This is a genomic window from Coprococcus sp. AF51-11b1, assembly GCF_027682785.1.
Classification (GTDB): Bacteria; Bacillota; Clostridia; order Lachnospirales; family Lachnospiraceae; genus Allocoprococcus; species Allocoprococcus comes.
Window position 1 is genome coordinate 151,069 of the sequence record NZ_JAQCZB010000003.1, and the last position, 16,032, is coordinate 167,100.

20 protein-coding genes and 1 pseudogene are annotated in these 16,032 nt (G+C 37.9%); 13 read left to right on the top strand and 8 right to left on the bottom strand.

Translation table 11 applies throughout. The features are described 5' to 3' along the window. Positions 1–6: 6 nt before the first annotated feature. Together PGY05_RS04805 and PGY05_RS04810 are read right to left on the bottom strand one after the other, a co-directional pair. Positions 7–660: a recombinase family protein gene (locus tag PGY05_RS04805; RefSeq protein ID WP_023921562.1), complete on the bottom strand. Its 654-nt coding sequence runs from the start codon at positions 658–660 to the stop codon at positions 7–9. Between the two features lie 205 nt (positions 661–865). Next, a complete protein-coding gene (locus PGY05_RS04810; protein ID WP_005333415.1) occupies positions 866–1,123 on the bottom strand; it encodes a winged helix-turn-helix domain-containing protein in 258 nt (85 codons plus the stop codon). A gap of 307 nt (positions 1,124–1,430) precedes the next feature. On the opposite strand from PGY05_RS04810, the gene PGY05_RS04815 reads away from it, so the two are divergent. Continuing rightward, complete coding sequence (locus PGY05_RS04815) at positions 1,431–1,772, top strand: winged helix-turn-helix domain-containing protein (RefSeq protein WP_005333412.1); 342 nt, start codon at positions 1,431–1,433, stop codon at positions 1,770–1,772. 153 nt (positions 1,773–1,925) lie between these two features. Here the strand turns inward: PGY05_RS04815 and PGY05_RS04820 are convergent, their stop codons facing one another. Next, positions 1,926–2,450 (bottom strand): PadR family transcriptional regulator, encoded by a 525-nt coding sequence (locus PGY05_RS04820; RefSeq protein ID WP_005333410.1) that lies wholly within the window; start codon positions 2,448–2,450, stop codon positions 1,926–1,928. A 210-nt stretch (positions 2,451–2,660) separates the two neighbouring features. Between PGY05_RS04820 and PGY05_RS04825 the strand changes: the two genes are divergently transcribed. Next, on the top strand, positions 2,661–4,016 hold the full coding sequence (locus tag PGY05_RS04825; RefSeq protein WP_005333407.1) for an MATE family efflux transporter: 1,356 nt from the start codon (positions 2,661–2,663) through the stop codon (positions 4,014–4,016). 130 nt (positions 4,017–4,146) lie between these two features. Here PGY05_RS04825 and PGY05_RS04830 read toward each other — a convergent pair whose 3' ends face one another. Further along, a complete protein-coding gene (locus PGY05_RS04830; RefSeq protein WP_005333406.1) occupies positions 4,147–4,335 on the bottom strand; it encodes a helix-turn-helix domain-containing protein in 189 nt (62 codons plus the stop codon). Continuing rightward, positions 4,335–4,775, bottom strand: coding sequence for a sigma factor-like helix-turn-helix DNA-binding protein (locus tag PGY05_RS04835; RefSeq protein WP_023921559.1), 441 nt, complete (start codon positions 4,773–4,775; stop codon positions 4,335–4,337). Before PGY05_RS04835 ends, PGY05_RS04830 begins: the two co-directional genes overlap by 1 nt. Before the next feature lie 413 nt (positions 4,776–5,188). Here PGY05_RS04835 and PGY05_RS04840 point away from each other — a divergent pair, with 413 nt between their 5' ends. After that, on the top strand, positions 5,189–5,518 hold the full coding sequence (locus PGY05_RS04840; protein ID WP_005333402.1) for a helix-turn-helix transcriptional regulator: 330 nt from the start codon (positions 5,189–5,191) through the stop codon (positions 5,516–5,518). Between the two features lie 150 nt (positions 5,519–5,668). Here the strand turns inward: PGY05_RS04840 and PGY05_RS04845 are convergent, their stop codons facing one another. Continuing rightward, positions 5,669–6,040: a hypothetical protein gene (locus tag PGY05_RS04845; protein ID WP_005333400.1), complete on the bottom strand. Its 372-nt coding sequence runs from the start codon at positions 6,038–6,040 to the stop codon at positions 5,669–5,671. A gap of 4 nt (positions 6,041–6,044) precedes the next feature. After that, on the bottom strand, positions 6,045–6,983 hold the full coding sequence (locus PGY05_RS04850) for a ParM/StbA family protein (RefSeq protein WP_020436706.1): 939 nt from the start codon (positions 6,981–6,983) through the stop codon (positions 6,045–6,047). A 217-nt stretch (positions 6,984–7,200) separates the two neighbouring features. Between PGY05_RS04850 and PGY05_RS04855 the strand changes: the two genes are divergently transcribed. The 4 genes from PGY05_RS04855 (at position 7,201) to PGY05_RS04870 (ending at position 9,824) form a co-directional block, all read left to right on the top strand. Beyond that, on the top strand, positions 7,201–7,701 hold the full coding sequence (locus tag PGY05_RS04855; RefSeq protein WP_270475427.1) for a hypothetical protein: 501 nt from the start codon (positions 7,201–7,203) through the stop codon (positions 7,699–7,701). Between the two features lie 149 nt (positions 7,702–7,850). Then, entirely contained in the window at positions 7,851–8,162 is a 312-nt protein-coding gene (locus PGY05_RS04860; RefSeq protein WP_109215048.1) for a hypothetical protein, read from the top strand. Between the two features lie 167 nt (positions 8,163–8,329). Next, positions 8,330–9,463, top strand: a complete 1,134-nt coding sequence (locus PGY05_RS04865) for a hypothetical protein (RefSeq protein ID WP_004844113.1) — start codon at positions 8,330–8,332, stop codon at positions 9,461–9,463. Next, complete coding sequence (locus PGY05_RS04870) at positions 9,456–9,824, top strand: hypothetical protein (protein WP_004844112.1); 369 nt, start codon at positions 9,456–9,458, stop codon at positions 9,822–9,824. The genes PGY05_RS04865 and PGY05_RS04870 overlap by 8 nt, the downstream gene beginning before the upstream one ends. Before the next feature lie 170 nt (positions 9,825–9,994). Here the strand turns inward: PGY05_RS04870 and PGY05_RS04875 are convergent, their stop codons facing one another. Continuing rightward, a complete protein-coding gene (locus PGY05_RS04875; protein ID WP_004844111.1) occupies positions 9,995–10,834 on the bottom strand; it encodes a helix-turn-helix domain-containing protein in 840 nt (279 codons plus the stop codon). A 283-nt stretch (positions 10,835–11,117) separates the two neighbouring features. Between PGY05_RS04875 and PGY05_RS04880 the strand changes: the two genes are divergently transcribed. From PGY05_RS04880 to PGY05_RS04905, 6 genes and pseudogenes are all read left to right on the top strand, one after another. After that, positions 11,118–11,450, top strand: coding sequence for a hypothetical protein (locus PGY05_RS04880; protein ID WP_270475428.1), 333 nt, complete (start codon positions 11,118–11,120; stop codon positions 11,448–11,450). Positions 11,451–11,581: 131 nt separating this feature from the next. Then, positions 11,582–12,700, top strand: a complete 1,119-nt coding sequence (locus tag PGY05_RS04885; RefSeq protein ID WP_242853877.1) for a replication initiation factor domain-containing protein — start codon at positions 11,582–11,584, stop codon at positions 12,698–12,700. Continuing rightward, positions 12,693–12,878 (top strand): helix-turn-helix domain-containing protein, encoded by a 186-nt coding sequence (locus tag PGY05_RS04890; RefSeq protein WP_004844108.1) that lies wholly within the window; start codon positions 12,693–12,695, stop codon positions 12,876–12,878. Before PGY05_RS04885 ends, PGY05_RS04890 begins: the two co-directional genes overlap by 8 nt. A gap of 67 nt (positions 12,879–12,945) precedes the next feature. Then, positions 12,946–14,151, top strand: coding sequence for a tyrosine-type recombinase/integrase (locus tag PGY05_RS04895; protein WP_009244191.1), 1,206 nt, complete (start codon positions 12,946–12,948; stop codon positions 14,149–14,151). Between the two features lie 194 nt (positions 14,152–14,345). Further along, positions 14,346–14,708: pseudogene (locus PGY05_RS04900) on the top strand (RNA polymerase sigma factor); the annotation flags it as partial. Then, positions 14,680–15,486 carry a hypothetical protein gene (locus tag PGY05_RS04905; RefSeq protein WP_005333388.1) on the top strand — a complete coding sequence of 269 codons (807 nt, stop codon included), beginning with the start codon at positions 14,680–14,682 and terminating at the stop codon, positions 15,484–15,486. The pseudogene PGY05_RS04900 and the gene PGY05_RS04905, both read left to right, overlap by 29 nt. Positions 15,487–16,032: the final 546 nt, after the last annotated feature.

Sequence of the window (16,032 nt, forward strand, 5' to 3'; positions counted from 1 at the left end):
TTCATTCTAGGTATTGGAAAGTTCCGGATATTTTTCATAAAAAGTTTTACGATACCGGTAAAAAGTCGAGTGTGTCATTCCCAGACTCTTCCGAAGCTGCGTCGGTGTCATTTTTCCGGAAATAACGCTCTGGAAGTTCTCGTCAAAGGTTTCCTGCTTCATCACGCTTGGTCTTCCATAATCATCCCATTCACCCCGCAATTTCTTCGCTTCTATACCTTCCCGCTGTCGCTTCTCCTTTTTCTCCAGCTCTGCCTGCGCCATAGAAGCATAAAGCTCCAGCATCATGTTATTGATTGTTTCCAGCATCATCCTTGCCATCGCATTATCCATCACAGATAAGTCCATAAGCGTAGTCGGCAGTTCCAAAACCATAAGCCGCACTCCCATGTCCTTGATCCGCTGGATCTGCTGCATGGTGTCATGCTTGTTTCTCCCCAGTCTGTCCAATTCTGTAACAATCAAAATATCTCCCAGCCGCAGGACATCCTCCACTAAAACGGTATATCTCGGACGATTAAAATTCTTCCCTGTCTCCTGATCCGTAAAAATATTCGTAAGTGCCATCTCATGCTCGTTACAGTACCGCTCAATTTCCTGTATGCCACGATCAAGATGCTGCTCCTTTGTACTGGTGCGGTGATATCCATATATCTGCATCCACATTTCTCCTTTCCCTGTCCCAAAATATCCACACTTTTGTTGGCATATCTCAAAACTGTGTGTGTAACCTTTTTAAGATATAATCCCCCTTTCCGGAACGTACTTCTAAAATGTATACATTTTGGGATATGTTTCTTTTCTATTTCTGTACGTACCAGAGCCGAAAAGTGCAACAAATATGACAAAAAACTCCCAGAGGATGTTACTCCCCTGAGAGTGGTTGAAACTTATAGCCCACACCTCGGACGGTGCGGATGTAATTCCAGTTCCGTGAATCTACTTTTAACTTTTTACGAAGCTGGCTAATGCAGCACATAACCGCATTAGCACAGTCAATCGGTTCTTCCTTCCAGACATTACGATAAATCTCCTCGTGAGAGAATACCCAGCCAGGATGTTCTGTTAGATATTTTAGTACCGTAAATTCTTTCAGACTCAATTCAATCTTTTGATCATTCATAAAAACAGTATGACAGCGAATATCTATCTGTAGGTTTTTGTCTTTGTAATGCAATTTACTTTCCTCCTAATCTGTTTCACCTTATCACAGCTAATCTAAAATGCTATTATTAGACTGCCAAAACTCAAATTCAAAACCAGAGCAATGCTTTACCTGCAAATAGTCTGGTAATAGACCAGTAGAATCGCAATAGCTGCAAGAGCCAGAAACGGCAAACACATAATTACCGGGGCAGAGTGAAGTGATAAATAAGAACCACTGATTTTTTAGCATTTCAGCCGGATATACAAGCCATCCCCATAGATTGGTGACCGTTACTGTTAAAATTACAGCACTGCCTATATATGTGGCAGCTCCTTTCCGGGTAAAGTTAAAGTCGCAGACCTTTACGACCTACGGCTTAATAGTACGAAAAGACATTAACTTTTCTGTAAAAGAATTTGATGTACTTTATATGCTATATTCTAATCCAGGGATGGCTTTTACTAAACAACAGATTTATGAAGCAGTTTGGCATGAAAAAGCAAATGGTTATTTCCACGCCGTGGAAAACACTATTTTTCAAATACGCAAGAAGATAAAAAAGTATTCCAGCGACAAGAATTACATAAAAACAGTAGTTGGATATGGGTATAAATTTGAAGTTTAATCTGCAGGATATAAGGAGCACCGGGTTTGAGGGAGATTCCCCACTAAGAAAATTTCTATGTTCTGGCTACAAAGCCGGAACATAGGTCGGCATCCATCCCTGTTTCTTCCCAATCCTGCAGACCTAATAAGAAATCAGCTAGTGACTTCTTCATCAAAAGTCTTTTTTTAGAGAAATAATCCATTTTTCAATAGCATCCGCCAAAACTATCTGCTGTTGCAATACTGCCATACCAGTCTTAGGGATTTCCGGATCATTCTCTTTCTCTCGAAGATTTTCCTCCAGATAAGTTTTTAATATTTCAATATTTTCCTCAATACTGGCAATACATGATTGTTGACTTTCAGGCGGTAACTTATCCAAATTTACAATTACTGCATTAAAATCTAAAAAAAAGTGAATGGGTTTAGAGGCTGTTTCCATCATAAGCTTTACAAATTCTTTTTCGCCTTCATCTGTTAATGAATAAACTGCTTTTTCAGGCATCTTACCTTCTTTCACAATTTCTCCTTTAATGAAGCCTTTTTCCTCCAACTGAATTGCTTTTTTGTAAATGGATGGTGTACTGATTTTTACCCATTTTGATATATTACGATATTCCACTAATTTTTGAATATCATAGGCTCCCATCGGTTCCTTTTTCAATATTCCTAACACAATTAAATCTATTGTAGCCATAGTTCACCCACTTTCTATATCCACGAAAGCTATAAAATACTTACGGTTATATATACTGTAATTTATAGTATTTGATTTTATACCTCTTGTCAAGGAAATTGCAGGATACACGCTTGACAACTACTATAAATTATAGTAGTATTCTCTCACGTAGTATACTATAATTTATACTACTATAATTTATATTCTTAATTGAAAGGAGTATTTGAAATGAACAAGAATAACAACAAAATGGATTTATTAGGAAATGCACCTGTTCCCCAAGCACTAATGGCTCTTGGTATACCGATAATGATTGGTATGCTTATTAACGCTCTCTACAATTTGGTGGATGCTTATTTCATAGGAGGACTTGGCGAGAGTCAAATGGGTGCAATTTCCATTGCGTTTCCTTTAGGACAAGTAGTTGTTGGTTTAGGTCTGATGTTTGGCAATGGTGCCGCCTCCTACTTATCAAGACTTTTAGGGCGAGGAGATAGGGAAGCTGCAAGTAAAGTCGCCAGTACTGCATTATACAGCAGTGTTTGTATTGGCGCAGTTATTATTATCGGAACTGCAATTTTTTTGAAACCTATTTTAACCATGTTAGGTGCAACAGACACGATTATGCCATACGCCCTTTCTTATGGAAGAATCTATGTTATTTCATGTATTTTCAATGTATTTAATGTAACGATGAACAATATCGTTGCAAGTGAAGGCGCCGCAAAAACAACTATGTGTGCATTATTATTAGGAGCTGTATTGAATATTGGTTTAGATCCTATTTTCATCTATACTCTCGACATGGGGGTTGCTGGTGCGGCAATCGCTACAGCAATTTCTCAAATGGCTTCTACTCTTGTATATTTAATTTATGCATTACAGAAAAAAAGCGCTTTTACATTTTCCATTAAGGAATTTTGTCCTTCTAAGCAGATCATAACTGAAATTCTGAAAATCGGTATACCCACATTGACTTTCCAGCTTCTTACAAGCCTTTCTATCGCATTCATAAACCGGGAAGCTAATATCTATGGAGATGCTGTTATCGCCGGAATGGGCGCTGTTACAAGAATCACTTCAATGGGAACTCTGGTTGTGTTCGGCTTCTTAAAAGGTTTCCAACCAATTGCCGGCTTTAGCTATGGTGCCAAAAAGTTTGATCGGCTCAGGGAAGCAATTAAAACTTCTATCTTATGGTCAACAATATTTTGTGTAGTTGTGGGATTGACAATAGCCCTATTTTCCACACAGATTATTTCGCAATTTACAGAAGGCAATACAGAGATGATTTCTGTAGGTCAAAAATCGCTAATGGCAAATGGATTTTCCTTCTTCGTATTTGGATTTTACACAGTGTATTCTTCTCTGTTTCTTGCACTTGGAAAAGGCACCGCCGGATTCGTTCTTGGGGCTTGCCGACAAGGTATTTGCTTTGTTCCGATCATTCTGTTGCTCCCATCATTCTGGGGCATAAATGGAATACTATATGCACAACCGATTGCCGATGTAATTTCTGCTATTGTTACTGTGTTTATGGCTCTACATCTTCATAAAGAACTGGCAACAACAAAAGAGCATTAAAGCATCAGGCAACATAATAGATCAACACCGTCTGCCGCTTCGAACTGAGGCAATATCACCCTTCAAAAAACAATCACTCCCAGAGGATGTTACTCCCCTGAGAGTGATTGCAGCCTTTGTTTAAGATAACTTACTCAATTATCTGGAATCTCTGGATACACTGAAGCAATGTACTTACCAGTTCCTGATACAGATCTTCATCAAATCTGCCATTCACAATCGCATTCTTAATTAAAAGCGGCTTATATATCTCTAAAATCTTCAGTACCGCATCTGCATTTCCTTCTTTTGCCTTTAAAAGTAATCGTTCAAAATTCATTAGTTTTCACCTCCCATCACCTTGCGGATCTTCCGGATTGCATAATAATAAATACCCTTGCATCGCTCCTCTGATAACCCGTTTAGCCTGCTCATTTCCTCAAAAGTACGTTCTTCAAACACATGCTGGTAAATCAGCTTCCGTTCTTCATCCCGCAGCGTATGAAGCGCTTTCATCAGTCTTTCATCTGACATCTTATTCCATTCTGGATATTTCCCCTGTGCCTCCTGCAATAAAAGCTGCTCCCTCGTTTGGTTCTCCAGCAATTCTTCGATTACAATTCTTGCCTCCATCTGTCCAATATCCTCCAACAGTTCTTCTGCATCAGCCATCTGGATTTTCTTCTCCAGATAATCATGTCGTTTTCCACGGACAAACTGTATCAGATATGCTGTAAAGTGATTTTGTATCTTTGATCCTGTATATGTTTTTTTGTTCATTTGTTTTATCCTCCGAAATTTTTTATCACGTTCCAAAAAATTCCGAGGATGGCGGTGAGCGGCAACAAAACGTGACACTGCCTTCATTTTTTCGAAAAAAAGAAAGGCTGGACCACTCTATTCGTAGTCCAGCCGATACTTCTCTTTCTATGTAATTGTGTAGGATATGCGATGATAGTATCTCATATACTGCATATTCTAACTTCTCTCCGACACATTGTATGGATAAGATTTTTTTAACAGATTCAGTTCCTCTTTGGCTTTTATCTTATGCTGTCCATTCATGTCTGTCGTACTTACTTCCATGTTTCTCTATTTGTGCATGTGTTATCCTGCTTATCATAACGCACTTTAACGCATTTCGTATAGTGTTAATCTACGATAAAATATATGCATTAAGTGAGGTGATATAGATGGTGAAAAAATTATTGGGAGATGCAGTCAGGGAAGAACGTCTCCGCCGCAATCTTTCGCAAAACAGCCTTGCGGAACAGGCAAAGATTTCTTTACGGACTGTCTCTGATATTGAAAACTATATTGGCAATCCACAGTTGGAAACACTTTATGCCTTGGCAACTTACTTACATATTTCCATAGATGCTATATTTTCTAACCAGAAAACGAACCCGGATTCTACCATGCAGCAAATCATGGCAGAACTAAATTCCTGCCCGGAGGAGCAGAAACAGCTTGCCCTTTCTACACTGCGTGGACTTCTGGATGGATTCAAGAACCTAAGTTAAGGCTCTCCCGTATCCTTCATCATCTACACATTATACAAAGACAATCTGTGAGTAATCTGTGAATAGTCTGTGAGTTTTCTGTCTATTCCCATTCTGATACAAAGAACAGGAGAGTACACTGCCATAAGCATGTGTATCTCTCCTGCTTTTTTATGCCCTGCGAAATGCACTGATAGCATCCACTACATTCTGTCTCATAGTCTGATCCATCCGCAGCGGTTCTTCTTCCATCAAATCAACTTCTGTGGGCATTTCTCTATTTATCTTAGAAACGTCCTGCCCTTCCAATACCTTTCTTACTTCTTCCCGGATGATTTGCTGCATCATTGGCCGGAGCATATCCGGTTCCATGCTTATACTGCCATTACCTGTCTCATCCGTTCTTCCCGTATATGCCAGAATTGCCGCAACGATCAGTTTTGCTTTTTTCTCTGTCGTATTCAGAAGTTCTGTCACATACACGTGATCTGGATCCGACTTATCAAAACCAATAGTGAATACAAACGGATTTTTCTTTCCCATAAAATCACACTCCAGCCTGTGTCATGCGATACAAAAGATCATATCCATCGGCATTTGCTTTCATATCCCGGATAAAGGTATGTTTTCCCAACCGGTCTGCCTGCTCCAGAAATCGTTCCAGAAGCACTGCTCCGCCGCCGATAAACACCGTATAAGTAGATTTTGTATCAATGCCCCGCTCTCGGATGCTGTTCAGAAGATCGGTAACAAAATTCTGAACCATGGTTTCTACTGCCTGTACAACAGCTTCCTCATAATACTGCGTTTTTCCCTTGATGATACTGTCGATATCTGCCTCCTCCAGAAGCATGTCATATTCACTGTTAATACTGGAAATGATATCGTTATACATGGTAATCACACCTTTTTCCAGAGAATCACAATAATCCATATCCGGTCTGCCACTTCTCATCAGAAGATAATCAGAAGTAAATCCGCCAATATCAATCCCTACGACTTTCGGAATCTCACGGATTTCCATCATCCTCGTCATCATGGCTGCATAATCCTGCGGAAACGCCATTACATTCTGTATACAGAGGTGATAGACTTTATCGTTGAAGCACAGTTCCTGCACCTTCCCGTCCCCTTTGAAATAGCGTTCATATCTCTCACAAAGCTCTGCAAAATGCTTCGGCGGAAGCCCAATCGGGAGTTCCACCTGAATGACATCCTCCGGCTGGATCTGGCTTTTCTGCTCCAGCTCCATTGCAATGGCAAATAAGGTCAGAATCCAGAATCGGTTCCGGCTGTCCTGCGTCTTGTCCCTCTGGTACGGAATCCGCTTCTCACTAAGGGTATAATACTTTCCCTGATATTTCAGATACTTCTCTCCCCTGGCAGGCTTTTTATCCTGTTCCGTCAGTCCTGTGGTAAAGATAAAATGACAGGTTTTCATGTTCCGGTTCCCGTGATCCACGGCTACTCTTAATTTTTTAATCATAATGATTTCACTCCTTTGTATTTGATACTTATTCTGTACGTAGGAGGTACCTAGAGTGCAACTCTTTATAATCCATTTTCTTATTTTACCAATCAAAAAATTCAAAAAACAAAAATTAAAAATTATCTTTTTTAATTTTTTAAATAAATGCAACCGTTACAATATTTACTGTGTATCTTATTACAAAGGGAACCTTGGAAAGGAGTCGTGTACATATATGAAGGCTTATAAAAAAATAATCAGTTTTATCCTAACACTCGTTATGATGCTGTCGCTAAGTGTTAATGTTTTTGCAGCAGAGTCGCTTACAGATGACCCTAATATGATTGAATGGAAGTACACTGTGTTTGCTGACGAAAGCCTGCAGAAAGTTGTTGAAGAAGGTGTTATTCCAAATGCATATGCCCGATATACTTGGCGCGGAATCACATTGAAAAATGGCGAAGTCGCCATATTAACACCATCAAATAACAGTATGGGACTTTATTGTAATAGCGGCAGATACATAACTATAAATTACACTTTGAGCCGTTCTGCTTTTCATCGTTCAAGAGTACGCGCATACGTAGCTGGACCTTCATCAGAATTTGTGCGTGAGATTACAGCAAGTGGTTTGCGTTCAGGATTTACGACACAGGCAACAGATTACTATTACGGCATGGTAACTAATCTGTCCTCTGATGCCTTTACAATCAAATCATTTTCTATTACATTTTAATAGTGGAAAATATTTCAAGTGCTGGTGAGTACTTATCCTGATTTTAATTGAAGCTTTTTAACTTGGTTTCTCGGTTCCCTTTTTTGAAAATACACATTCCCATTATTAAACCACTGCTATAGTATTCACTGAATTTATGAGGTAGAAGCATGTTATTTAACATAGATGAGAAACAACTGATGCTCGAACTAAAAAATAAAGATGAGCGCGCTTTAAAAATATGTATGAACAAATACTACAGATATGTTGTATACATAGTCGAGAATATTATTGGAAGTGCTTTGCCATATGAAGACAAGGAGGAGGTCGTGTCTAATGTTTTTGTAGCTCTATGGAATTACAGTGCAGATTTAGGGATTATCGAACTGGTTTATATTGTGTTACAAAGTGTTGTAAAGCCCGGAATTACAGGCTTTTTTAAAATTGACTTACATATAAAGTGTTATATTTATTTATCCTGATTTGACCGAAATTTGCCCCGAGATTCTTTGTTTGGATTTGTTTGAAAATAGTTTGATAAAAATAAAATAGAATGAAATATTTGAAATAAACATAAAAAAATATAGACAAAATAGGGAATAAGATATAATATTAAAGTAAATATATAATCTAAGGAGGAAGGATATTTATGAGAAAAATTTTTAAACGATTTGCTTCACTTTTGACAATCTTTATATTGACTATTATGTCAATAGTTCCTGTCCATGCATCGGAGAATACTTCTGTTGTAAATGTTACGGATGATTTGGCGATACAGATGGCAGAACGTTTTGCAAAGGGAATAGGAGAAAATAGCAATATTGTTGCTAATAATCCGAGAAAATTTTATGATACAACAGGTCAAGCTATTGGATATATTGTAAATTACAATTTAGAAAACAAACCATATGGATATGTAGTTTTTGATACTACGTGTGAATCTTTGATATCAGAATACTCATTTGGTAATAATTCAGCAAATCCATATGAGGTGATTTATCAAAGTGAAGCAAATGTATTTAGTGAAAAAGCAAATACCTCTGAAATATATAAAATAGCTCCGTTTGAATATGGTATTGTTGATAATTTGGGAAAGATTAGAACGAATTATGGTGAAACATTAGAAAAAACAGTACTGTCCTTGAATGAGAGTAGGGGAAAAGACCCAGCTACTTGGGATGAGGTTTTGCTAGATATTGATGAAGTTTATGAAAACTACACGCTTGTTTCAACAAATCATCTTCAAGAATTTATTTCCTTTAATGAGCCGTATATAGAAAGTGTAACAGGACATTATGCATGTGCAGTTAGTGCATTATTAGCATGTGGTGCATATTATAATGCTGTTGATTATACAGATATTGCAGGTGATTATATGGATATTTGGGATTCAACAGGAACGACAGTTTCATCGGAGAGTGGAGGAATAACATATGGTTCAACAACTATTGGCAATATTGGACCTGGATTTGTGGACTTTTGTGCTGGAAAGAATGTTTCTGTAACACAAAATACTGACTATAGTCCCAATTATAATTTTTTCACTAATTGCATTGATAGAGGAGATATAGCAGTTGTCCATTGTGGTATAATTAGCAGTGATACTGGAGAACGTGCGGGGCATTCAATGGCAGCAGAGGGATATGCAACTTTGCGAGCATATAATTCTGGAAATACAGTACATACATTGATGGTATTTGATGGATGGGGGGATACAGTACGTTATTTGAATTTTGATTTTGATAGTTGGACAGACATATCGGGGACTACATTTAATGGATAAGAAACGATTGATTTTGTTAATCATACTTTTGCTTGCAATAGTATTAATTGTGCTTGGCGTAAAAGGAAATGTTTTTAAGGAGAATCGTCAAAATATGGAGTTGCGTTCTAGTGGAGATGATAATTCTCATTGGTTTCATTTGAGTGGGGTTGTTGTAGAGAAAACTTTTGATACACTTTTAATAGAACTAAATGAGAAGGAAGAAAGTAGTCTATTTTTTGATACGACAAAAGTTAGTTTAGATTGTACTAAGTGTAAAGGTGATCTAGAACAAGTATCAGAAGGAAATGTTATTAAATTTTATTTTTTTAAGTATAATATTGATGGTGAAACGGTAAAAATTGAAAGAATAGTAAGATAAAAGTATAAGTAAGAGTTCTGCTATCAGAACATTATTATTAGTGAGGTAAAGGAACAAGGCGAAGCCGAGACGCCGTAGGGCAGTCCTTTACGGAACGGACACAGCCAATACCATCATGATACATAAGAGGACTTGAAAGGTCACAAACCTTGCAAGTCCTCTTGTTTATCTTATGGGTTACTTCTGTCGGATTGCATTTTCCAATAGACCGCTTCTTTCGTGGCTTCTCGGAAAAAGCTATCCTGTCTGGTATATGACAGATGTTCATTCTGGATATAAGCGTCTGATTCGCAATCATATTCGTAAGGGATTACCTGTGCTGTTCCCTGTTTTTCATCAATTCCATAGATAATTACTTTGGAATCTCTCAATGCCAGTCCGAGTGTCAGAAAGCCGGAAGTGAAATAATTGTTGTTGTGTGGAGCGGTTATGCTTTTCAGTGCATGAAAGAAGTCTGCTACTTCCTCAGTCTGTCCATTCTCAAAAGCCGGAATGATATGTAAGGTGTTGTTTGCCTTATCTGCATATGCCCGGCAGACCAGAACGGAAGAATCCGCTTTTTGTATGATACCGTCAAAATAATCGCCGGAGTATGCAGTTGGCTGATAGAAAATGGCGGTTTCTTTTGTTGTAAGGTTATGATAAGTCAGAAAGCCGTTTACAAGCCGGACAATCTCGATATCATCCCCGTAGGTAAATCCGTTCTGCTCTAAAAGAGAATAGAAAGTTCTGGTAAATTCTTCCGGCAGTTCAATCCCCAGTTTTTCTGTGATAAGCATATCTACATATTCTTTAAATGAACCATACAGAAGTTCATTCAGCGTCATATTGCCCAACGTGGCAATCTGCTTCAAGCGTTTCTCATTGGGAAGATTCACACCCTTTTCCCAACTGTTTACAGAGCCTTTCGGGGCATTATCTATGATTTCCCCAAACTTCTGCATACTGTAACCGTATTTCTTGCGTATCTGTAAAATTCGTTTTCCTACTGCTTCTTTATTCACAAACATATGCACACCTCGTTTCTGTTTTCATCATAACACAAGATAAGGATAAATGTAAGGGTAAAATTATAATAAGTTATAAAAAGATATAGTTAAGCGTTTGAAATACAAAAATAAAAAGTAAGGGAAAAAGTAAAATAATTGTTGACAAGAAGAAAAAACAGGTCTATGATGAGGTTAAGAGGTAAGGAGAAAAGTAATGAAATAAATATAGACGTGGATATGAAAAGGACTTGTCACACTTACCAGACACTCATTCACCATGATTTCAAAAAAGGAGAAATGTAGCATGCAGATTACATTGACAAAAGAACAGGTCAGAGAAGCGTTCGGGGAACTCCGTTACATGGGAGCAGACTACTGCTACAAGTATGATAAGGAAACCCGGAAGAAAACCGAGGAAGTGGAAGCATTGAAACTTCACCTCGGAAGCATGAAACTTGGAAACAGCGTATATATCCGTCTGGAAGCAACAGAACTTCCAAAGGTAGAGCCTTACACAGTGGTAGAACTAGAAGAAGCGGTATATGCCCCTTATGTGCAGAGAGGAAACTTCCCGGTATTGGTGGACAGAATCTCCTGCAAGGGTATCCGTGTTGTTACCGGAAAAGGAAACGTGTAGAGACTGTTCCCGGAAATTCTCTGCGGACTGCTCCGTACAGCGTGAAAGGAGCAAAGGGAGTAGAGAAGTTCCGGGAACGTGGCGAAAGCCACGGCATACTACGAAAGGCAGGGATGATGATAACAGAGGTAATGAAAATTTCAGAACCCCCCTATACTAACAGGGGGGTAACTCGTCAGAAAGAAGATTTGACAGCACTGATTGACTGGTGTCAGATTACTGTCAAAGGTGTAGACGTGTTCATAATCATAGAAGATATCTTGCGGATTCCACTGAGTTTTATGGAACTGCATGGTAAGGAAAAAGGAATTGCTGGACACGAACTGATAGCAAGATTTGACAATATCAAGATTCTGAAACCGACAGGAAATGCACAGTATGAGGGATTTCAGATTCTTATGAGTGGTTCGGGGTGCAGGAATTATGAAAATTTCCTTATGATGAATAAGGAAACATGGTTTGATTTTCTGGAAAGAGTTTGCAGATACCCGGTGAATTTTCCGAGGATAGACTTGGCAATCGACGATACAAAGCCTTATCTGTCTATCCCGGAATTGATTCGTCTGAAAAACGAGGGGCTGATATCTAGTCAGTTGCGTGATACAGCAGAGAATCGTTCTGATAGACTGAAAGAGGATGAAATAGAAGCGCAGGGAAAAACACTATATCTCGGCAGTAAACACAGTGATTTTCGGATTACATTCTATGAAAAGGGATATGAACAGGCAGAAAAGTTCGGAAAAGAACTCAACCCGGACTGGAACAGATATGAACTTCGATTCCGGCACAAAAAAGCGGTCAGATTAGTAGAAGAACTTCTGAAAGACAGGGATGTGGCACGGATTGCGTTGTCTGTATTAAACGAGAAAGTGCGGTTTTTACAGAAGCCGGAAAACAGCACGGTTACAAGAAAACGGCTTTATCCTACTTATCCCCCGTGGGAAGAACTCATGCAGGATGTAGGGAAGATAAAGTTGACCATGAATCCAGAGAAAAAGACACTGGAACGAACATGGCAGTGGCTGAACGTAGCAGTTTCGCCCTCTTTAAAGCTAATGGATAAAATCGGAAAACTGGATAACAGAGATTATATCCGCCAGCTAATAGAACGGGGGCAGATGAACGAAGAACAACAACGCATATATGAGGACTATAAAAAATCTTTCCTTTTGAGGGAAGAAGAAAGGAGAATCTTTGACAGAACATACACAGAAAACGATACAGACAAAGAAAGCCCTTACAGTGAATGAAGCGTCAGAGTATACGGGAATTGGAAGAAATAATCTGCGAAAGCTGATTACATGGCAGAAGATTCCGGTCATAAGGATTGGAAATAAGATTCTTATACGCTCTGAGGTTTTAGACCAGTTTTTGAAGAAAAACGAAGGGCATAATCTGAAAAATAAATATGAAGTAATTGCAGTATAAACACAAATAAGCATATAATACTGTCAGACCAGTTCTGATAGTCCTTGCACGGAAAGGAGCGTGCAGATTGGGCAAGGACTTAAAAGGAAATCCATTACCGCCGGGAATTATGCAGAGAAAAAGCGGAATTTACAGAGGGCGGTTTTATTACAAAGGAGAAACGTATACAAAAGATAATGCGGACTTAAAAAAGTTAGTTCAAGAAATGGAAGATTTACGCTATGAAGTCAAGCATGGGTTGAAAGGAAAGGGCGATAATATCACTCTGGATACATGGTTTGATATCTGGCTGAATACCCATAAGAAGCGGACTATCAAGGAGAGTACACAAGTACGTTATGATGATTTTTACAGACGTTACATAAAGAAGCAGATAGGAAAACAACGTGTGGCAGATTTTAATCCGATTATTTTGGAACGTCTGCTTCAGAATATGGCAGATGATGATTACAGCACAAAGACTATACGGGATGTGTATAATATTCTCAATGCTATGTTCAAATATGCAGTGCATAACAGGATTCTTACATTCAACCCATGTGCAGGAGTGGAAGTTCCCAAAACAAAGACAAAACAGATACGGGTACTGACTGTGAAAGAACAACGGGAAGTATTGGAACACGCAAAGGAGAGAATACACGAGAATCTCATACAGGTAGCACTCGGAACGGGAATGCGTGGCGGAGAACTGCTTGGGCTTACATGGGATGATGTAGATTTTCGGAAACGGGAAATTTCTGTAAATAAAACGTTGGTGTATATCAAAGATAAGGAAACAAAGAAGTATGTATTCAAGTACCAGACACCAAAGACAAAGAACAGTATACGGACGATTCCCATGCAGGACAGTGTGTATAAGGCTTTAAAACGTCAGTGGATTCAGTTGAAAGAAATGCAGTTGTCAGCTAGTGAATGGCAACCATTAGAGGGATTTGAAAATCTTGTGTTTGTTGGAAAGAACGGAAAACCGATTACAGAACACACCTTTCAAGTGACGTTAGACTGGATAGAAAAATCTATCAATAAGGAACGAAAAAAGCAGGCAGAGAAAAACAAGACAGTGTTTATACCGATTCCGCATTTTTATCCACATGCACTTCGTCATACTTTTGCAACGCGTTGTTTTGAAGCCGGGATTGACGCAAAGGTAGTACAAGGATTCCTCGGACATTATTCCATAGCAATCACACTGGATTTGTATACGCACGTCACAGATGATAAAGCAAAATCGGAAATGGATAAATTACAGAATTTGTATAAGGAAATCATATAATCAGAACAAGAATAAGAAAGAGAATAGAAAAGGTGCAACATTTCTTTAGAAAATTATTTGACCGAGATTTGACCGAAGCGGATTTTGCAACAAGTACAGAACAGCGAAAACCCGCTAACCACAAGGGCTAACGGGCTTCGTTGTTTTATAGTTATCTAAAGGAATGAGATACAGATAACTACAGCACATTCAAACCCTATTTAGGAACAATCGCAAGAAACATGGCAAAAAACGCATTACGAAAAACCTCTAAGATGCATTTTGAAAATTACGAAGATGCGTTTCAGGTTGGAACGAACGAACATATTGAATACGGGCCGTTAAAAGAAGAAGTAATCAAATGCTTAAAAGAAAGCATATATGAACTATCAGTTGACGAAAGAAAATGTTTTATCTCGTACTACTATTACACTAAGACAATCGCTGTAATAGCAGAAGAAACCGGATTAAAAGAATCTACAGTAAAATCCAAACTGTTACGCGGACGTAAAAAATTAAAACTAAAAATGGAAAAGAAGGGATTTAGATATGAAGACTGTAAAATTTTCTTTGAATGAGTTAATGAGTGAAATTGATGAATCTTTTATTGAGGAAGTGTATTTTCATGATTGCAATAAAATACTGAAAAAATATTCCAAACAAAAGATACGTCAAAATGTATTTTGTAAAACAGCTTCAAAACATAAGCCTTTAAAGTTCACTTATAGAACTGCAATTATTGTAACTGTGGTTTCAGTGTTTTTGTGTATGCCTGTATATGCTGCAATCAGTCATCTGTTAACATCGGCTTTAATTGATGACAGCAATCGACATTTAATCGGGACAGAAACCAATGATAGAAGCTACATCATATTAAAAGACGGTGTATATACCAATGAAAAGGGGAAAGTTGTTGATATTGAGGAATTAGCCAAATCTTCATCAGAATTTCCTGAAAGCAGAATTGTTAAAAGCAGTCTGATGCCTAATTTCATACCATCATCAATAGTAGAGATTCCTACTGATAAATCAGATGAAATGTATATCATTCCAGAAATAATTCTAATCAACAATTCACTTTGTGTACTTACACAAGACAATGGAAAGGGATGGGAACTAACTGATAAAGATAATATAGTCATTTCGTTTGATAAATATAAATCAGACATTACAGTATCCCAAGATTTGATTATCGGTTATGTAAAAGACGGGATAATGTATGAAGGAGAAGTGTTCGATGAACTGAGTGGAAAATATAGTTTCTCACCAGATGAAAAAGGGGAATATTTTTTCTATCTGCTTAGCGGAAGTTCCGATTATCTATCTCTTAAAAGCGGTAATCTGGAGGTAAATTAAATGTTGCTTTTGCGGGACTTCAGCATACCAATTAACTTTAGTATAAGGACAGGAAGACCTCTTCCGTACAGGAATAGGTCTTCTTGCTGTCTCCGTGCATGCTTTAAAGTATAAATAGGCTTTAATCTGGATACAATTTCAACTGCATCGTTGATACACGCTGTGTTTATCTCGTTTACTGTATCATTCATAAGAATTTAATTGGTTATGTTTATTGTGATGATAGAGTAGCCTTTGTTTTGAACATCTTCCTTGAAAGATTTGTAAACGATACTGTAGATTATCATATTCATTATGTCGGCGTAGATTCTTTAGATGAAGAATGTATTGAATGCAGAAAATACTCTGATTATTGTGAACATATTTTACCTGCTTTCTGGATAGATGACGATTTTTGTGAATAATGAAACACTGGTGTTTGGTTATTCAAAATTTAAGCTGATAGATACTGGTGTTAAGTATATTAATCCGAAGCATTTTTCCGTAAAAAACTTTGTAAAGTATTGCAGATTCAATAAAGAGTGAAATTACAGTAAAATAAAAGAT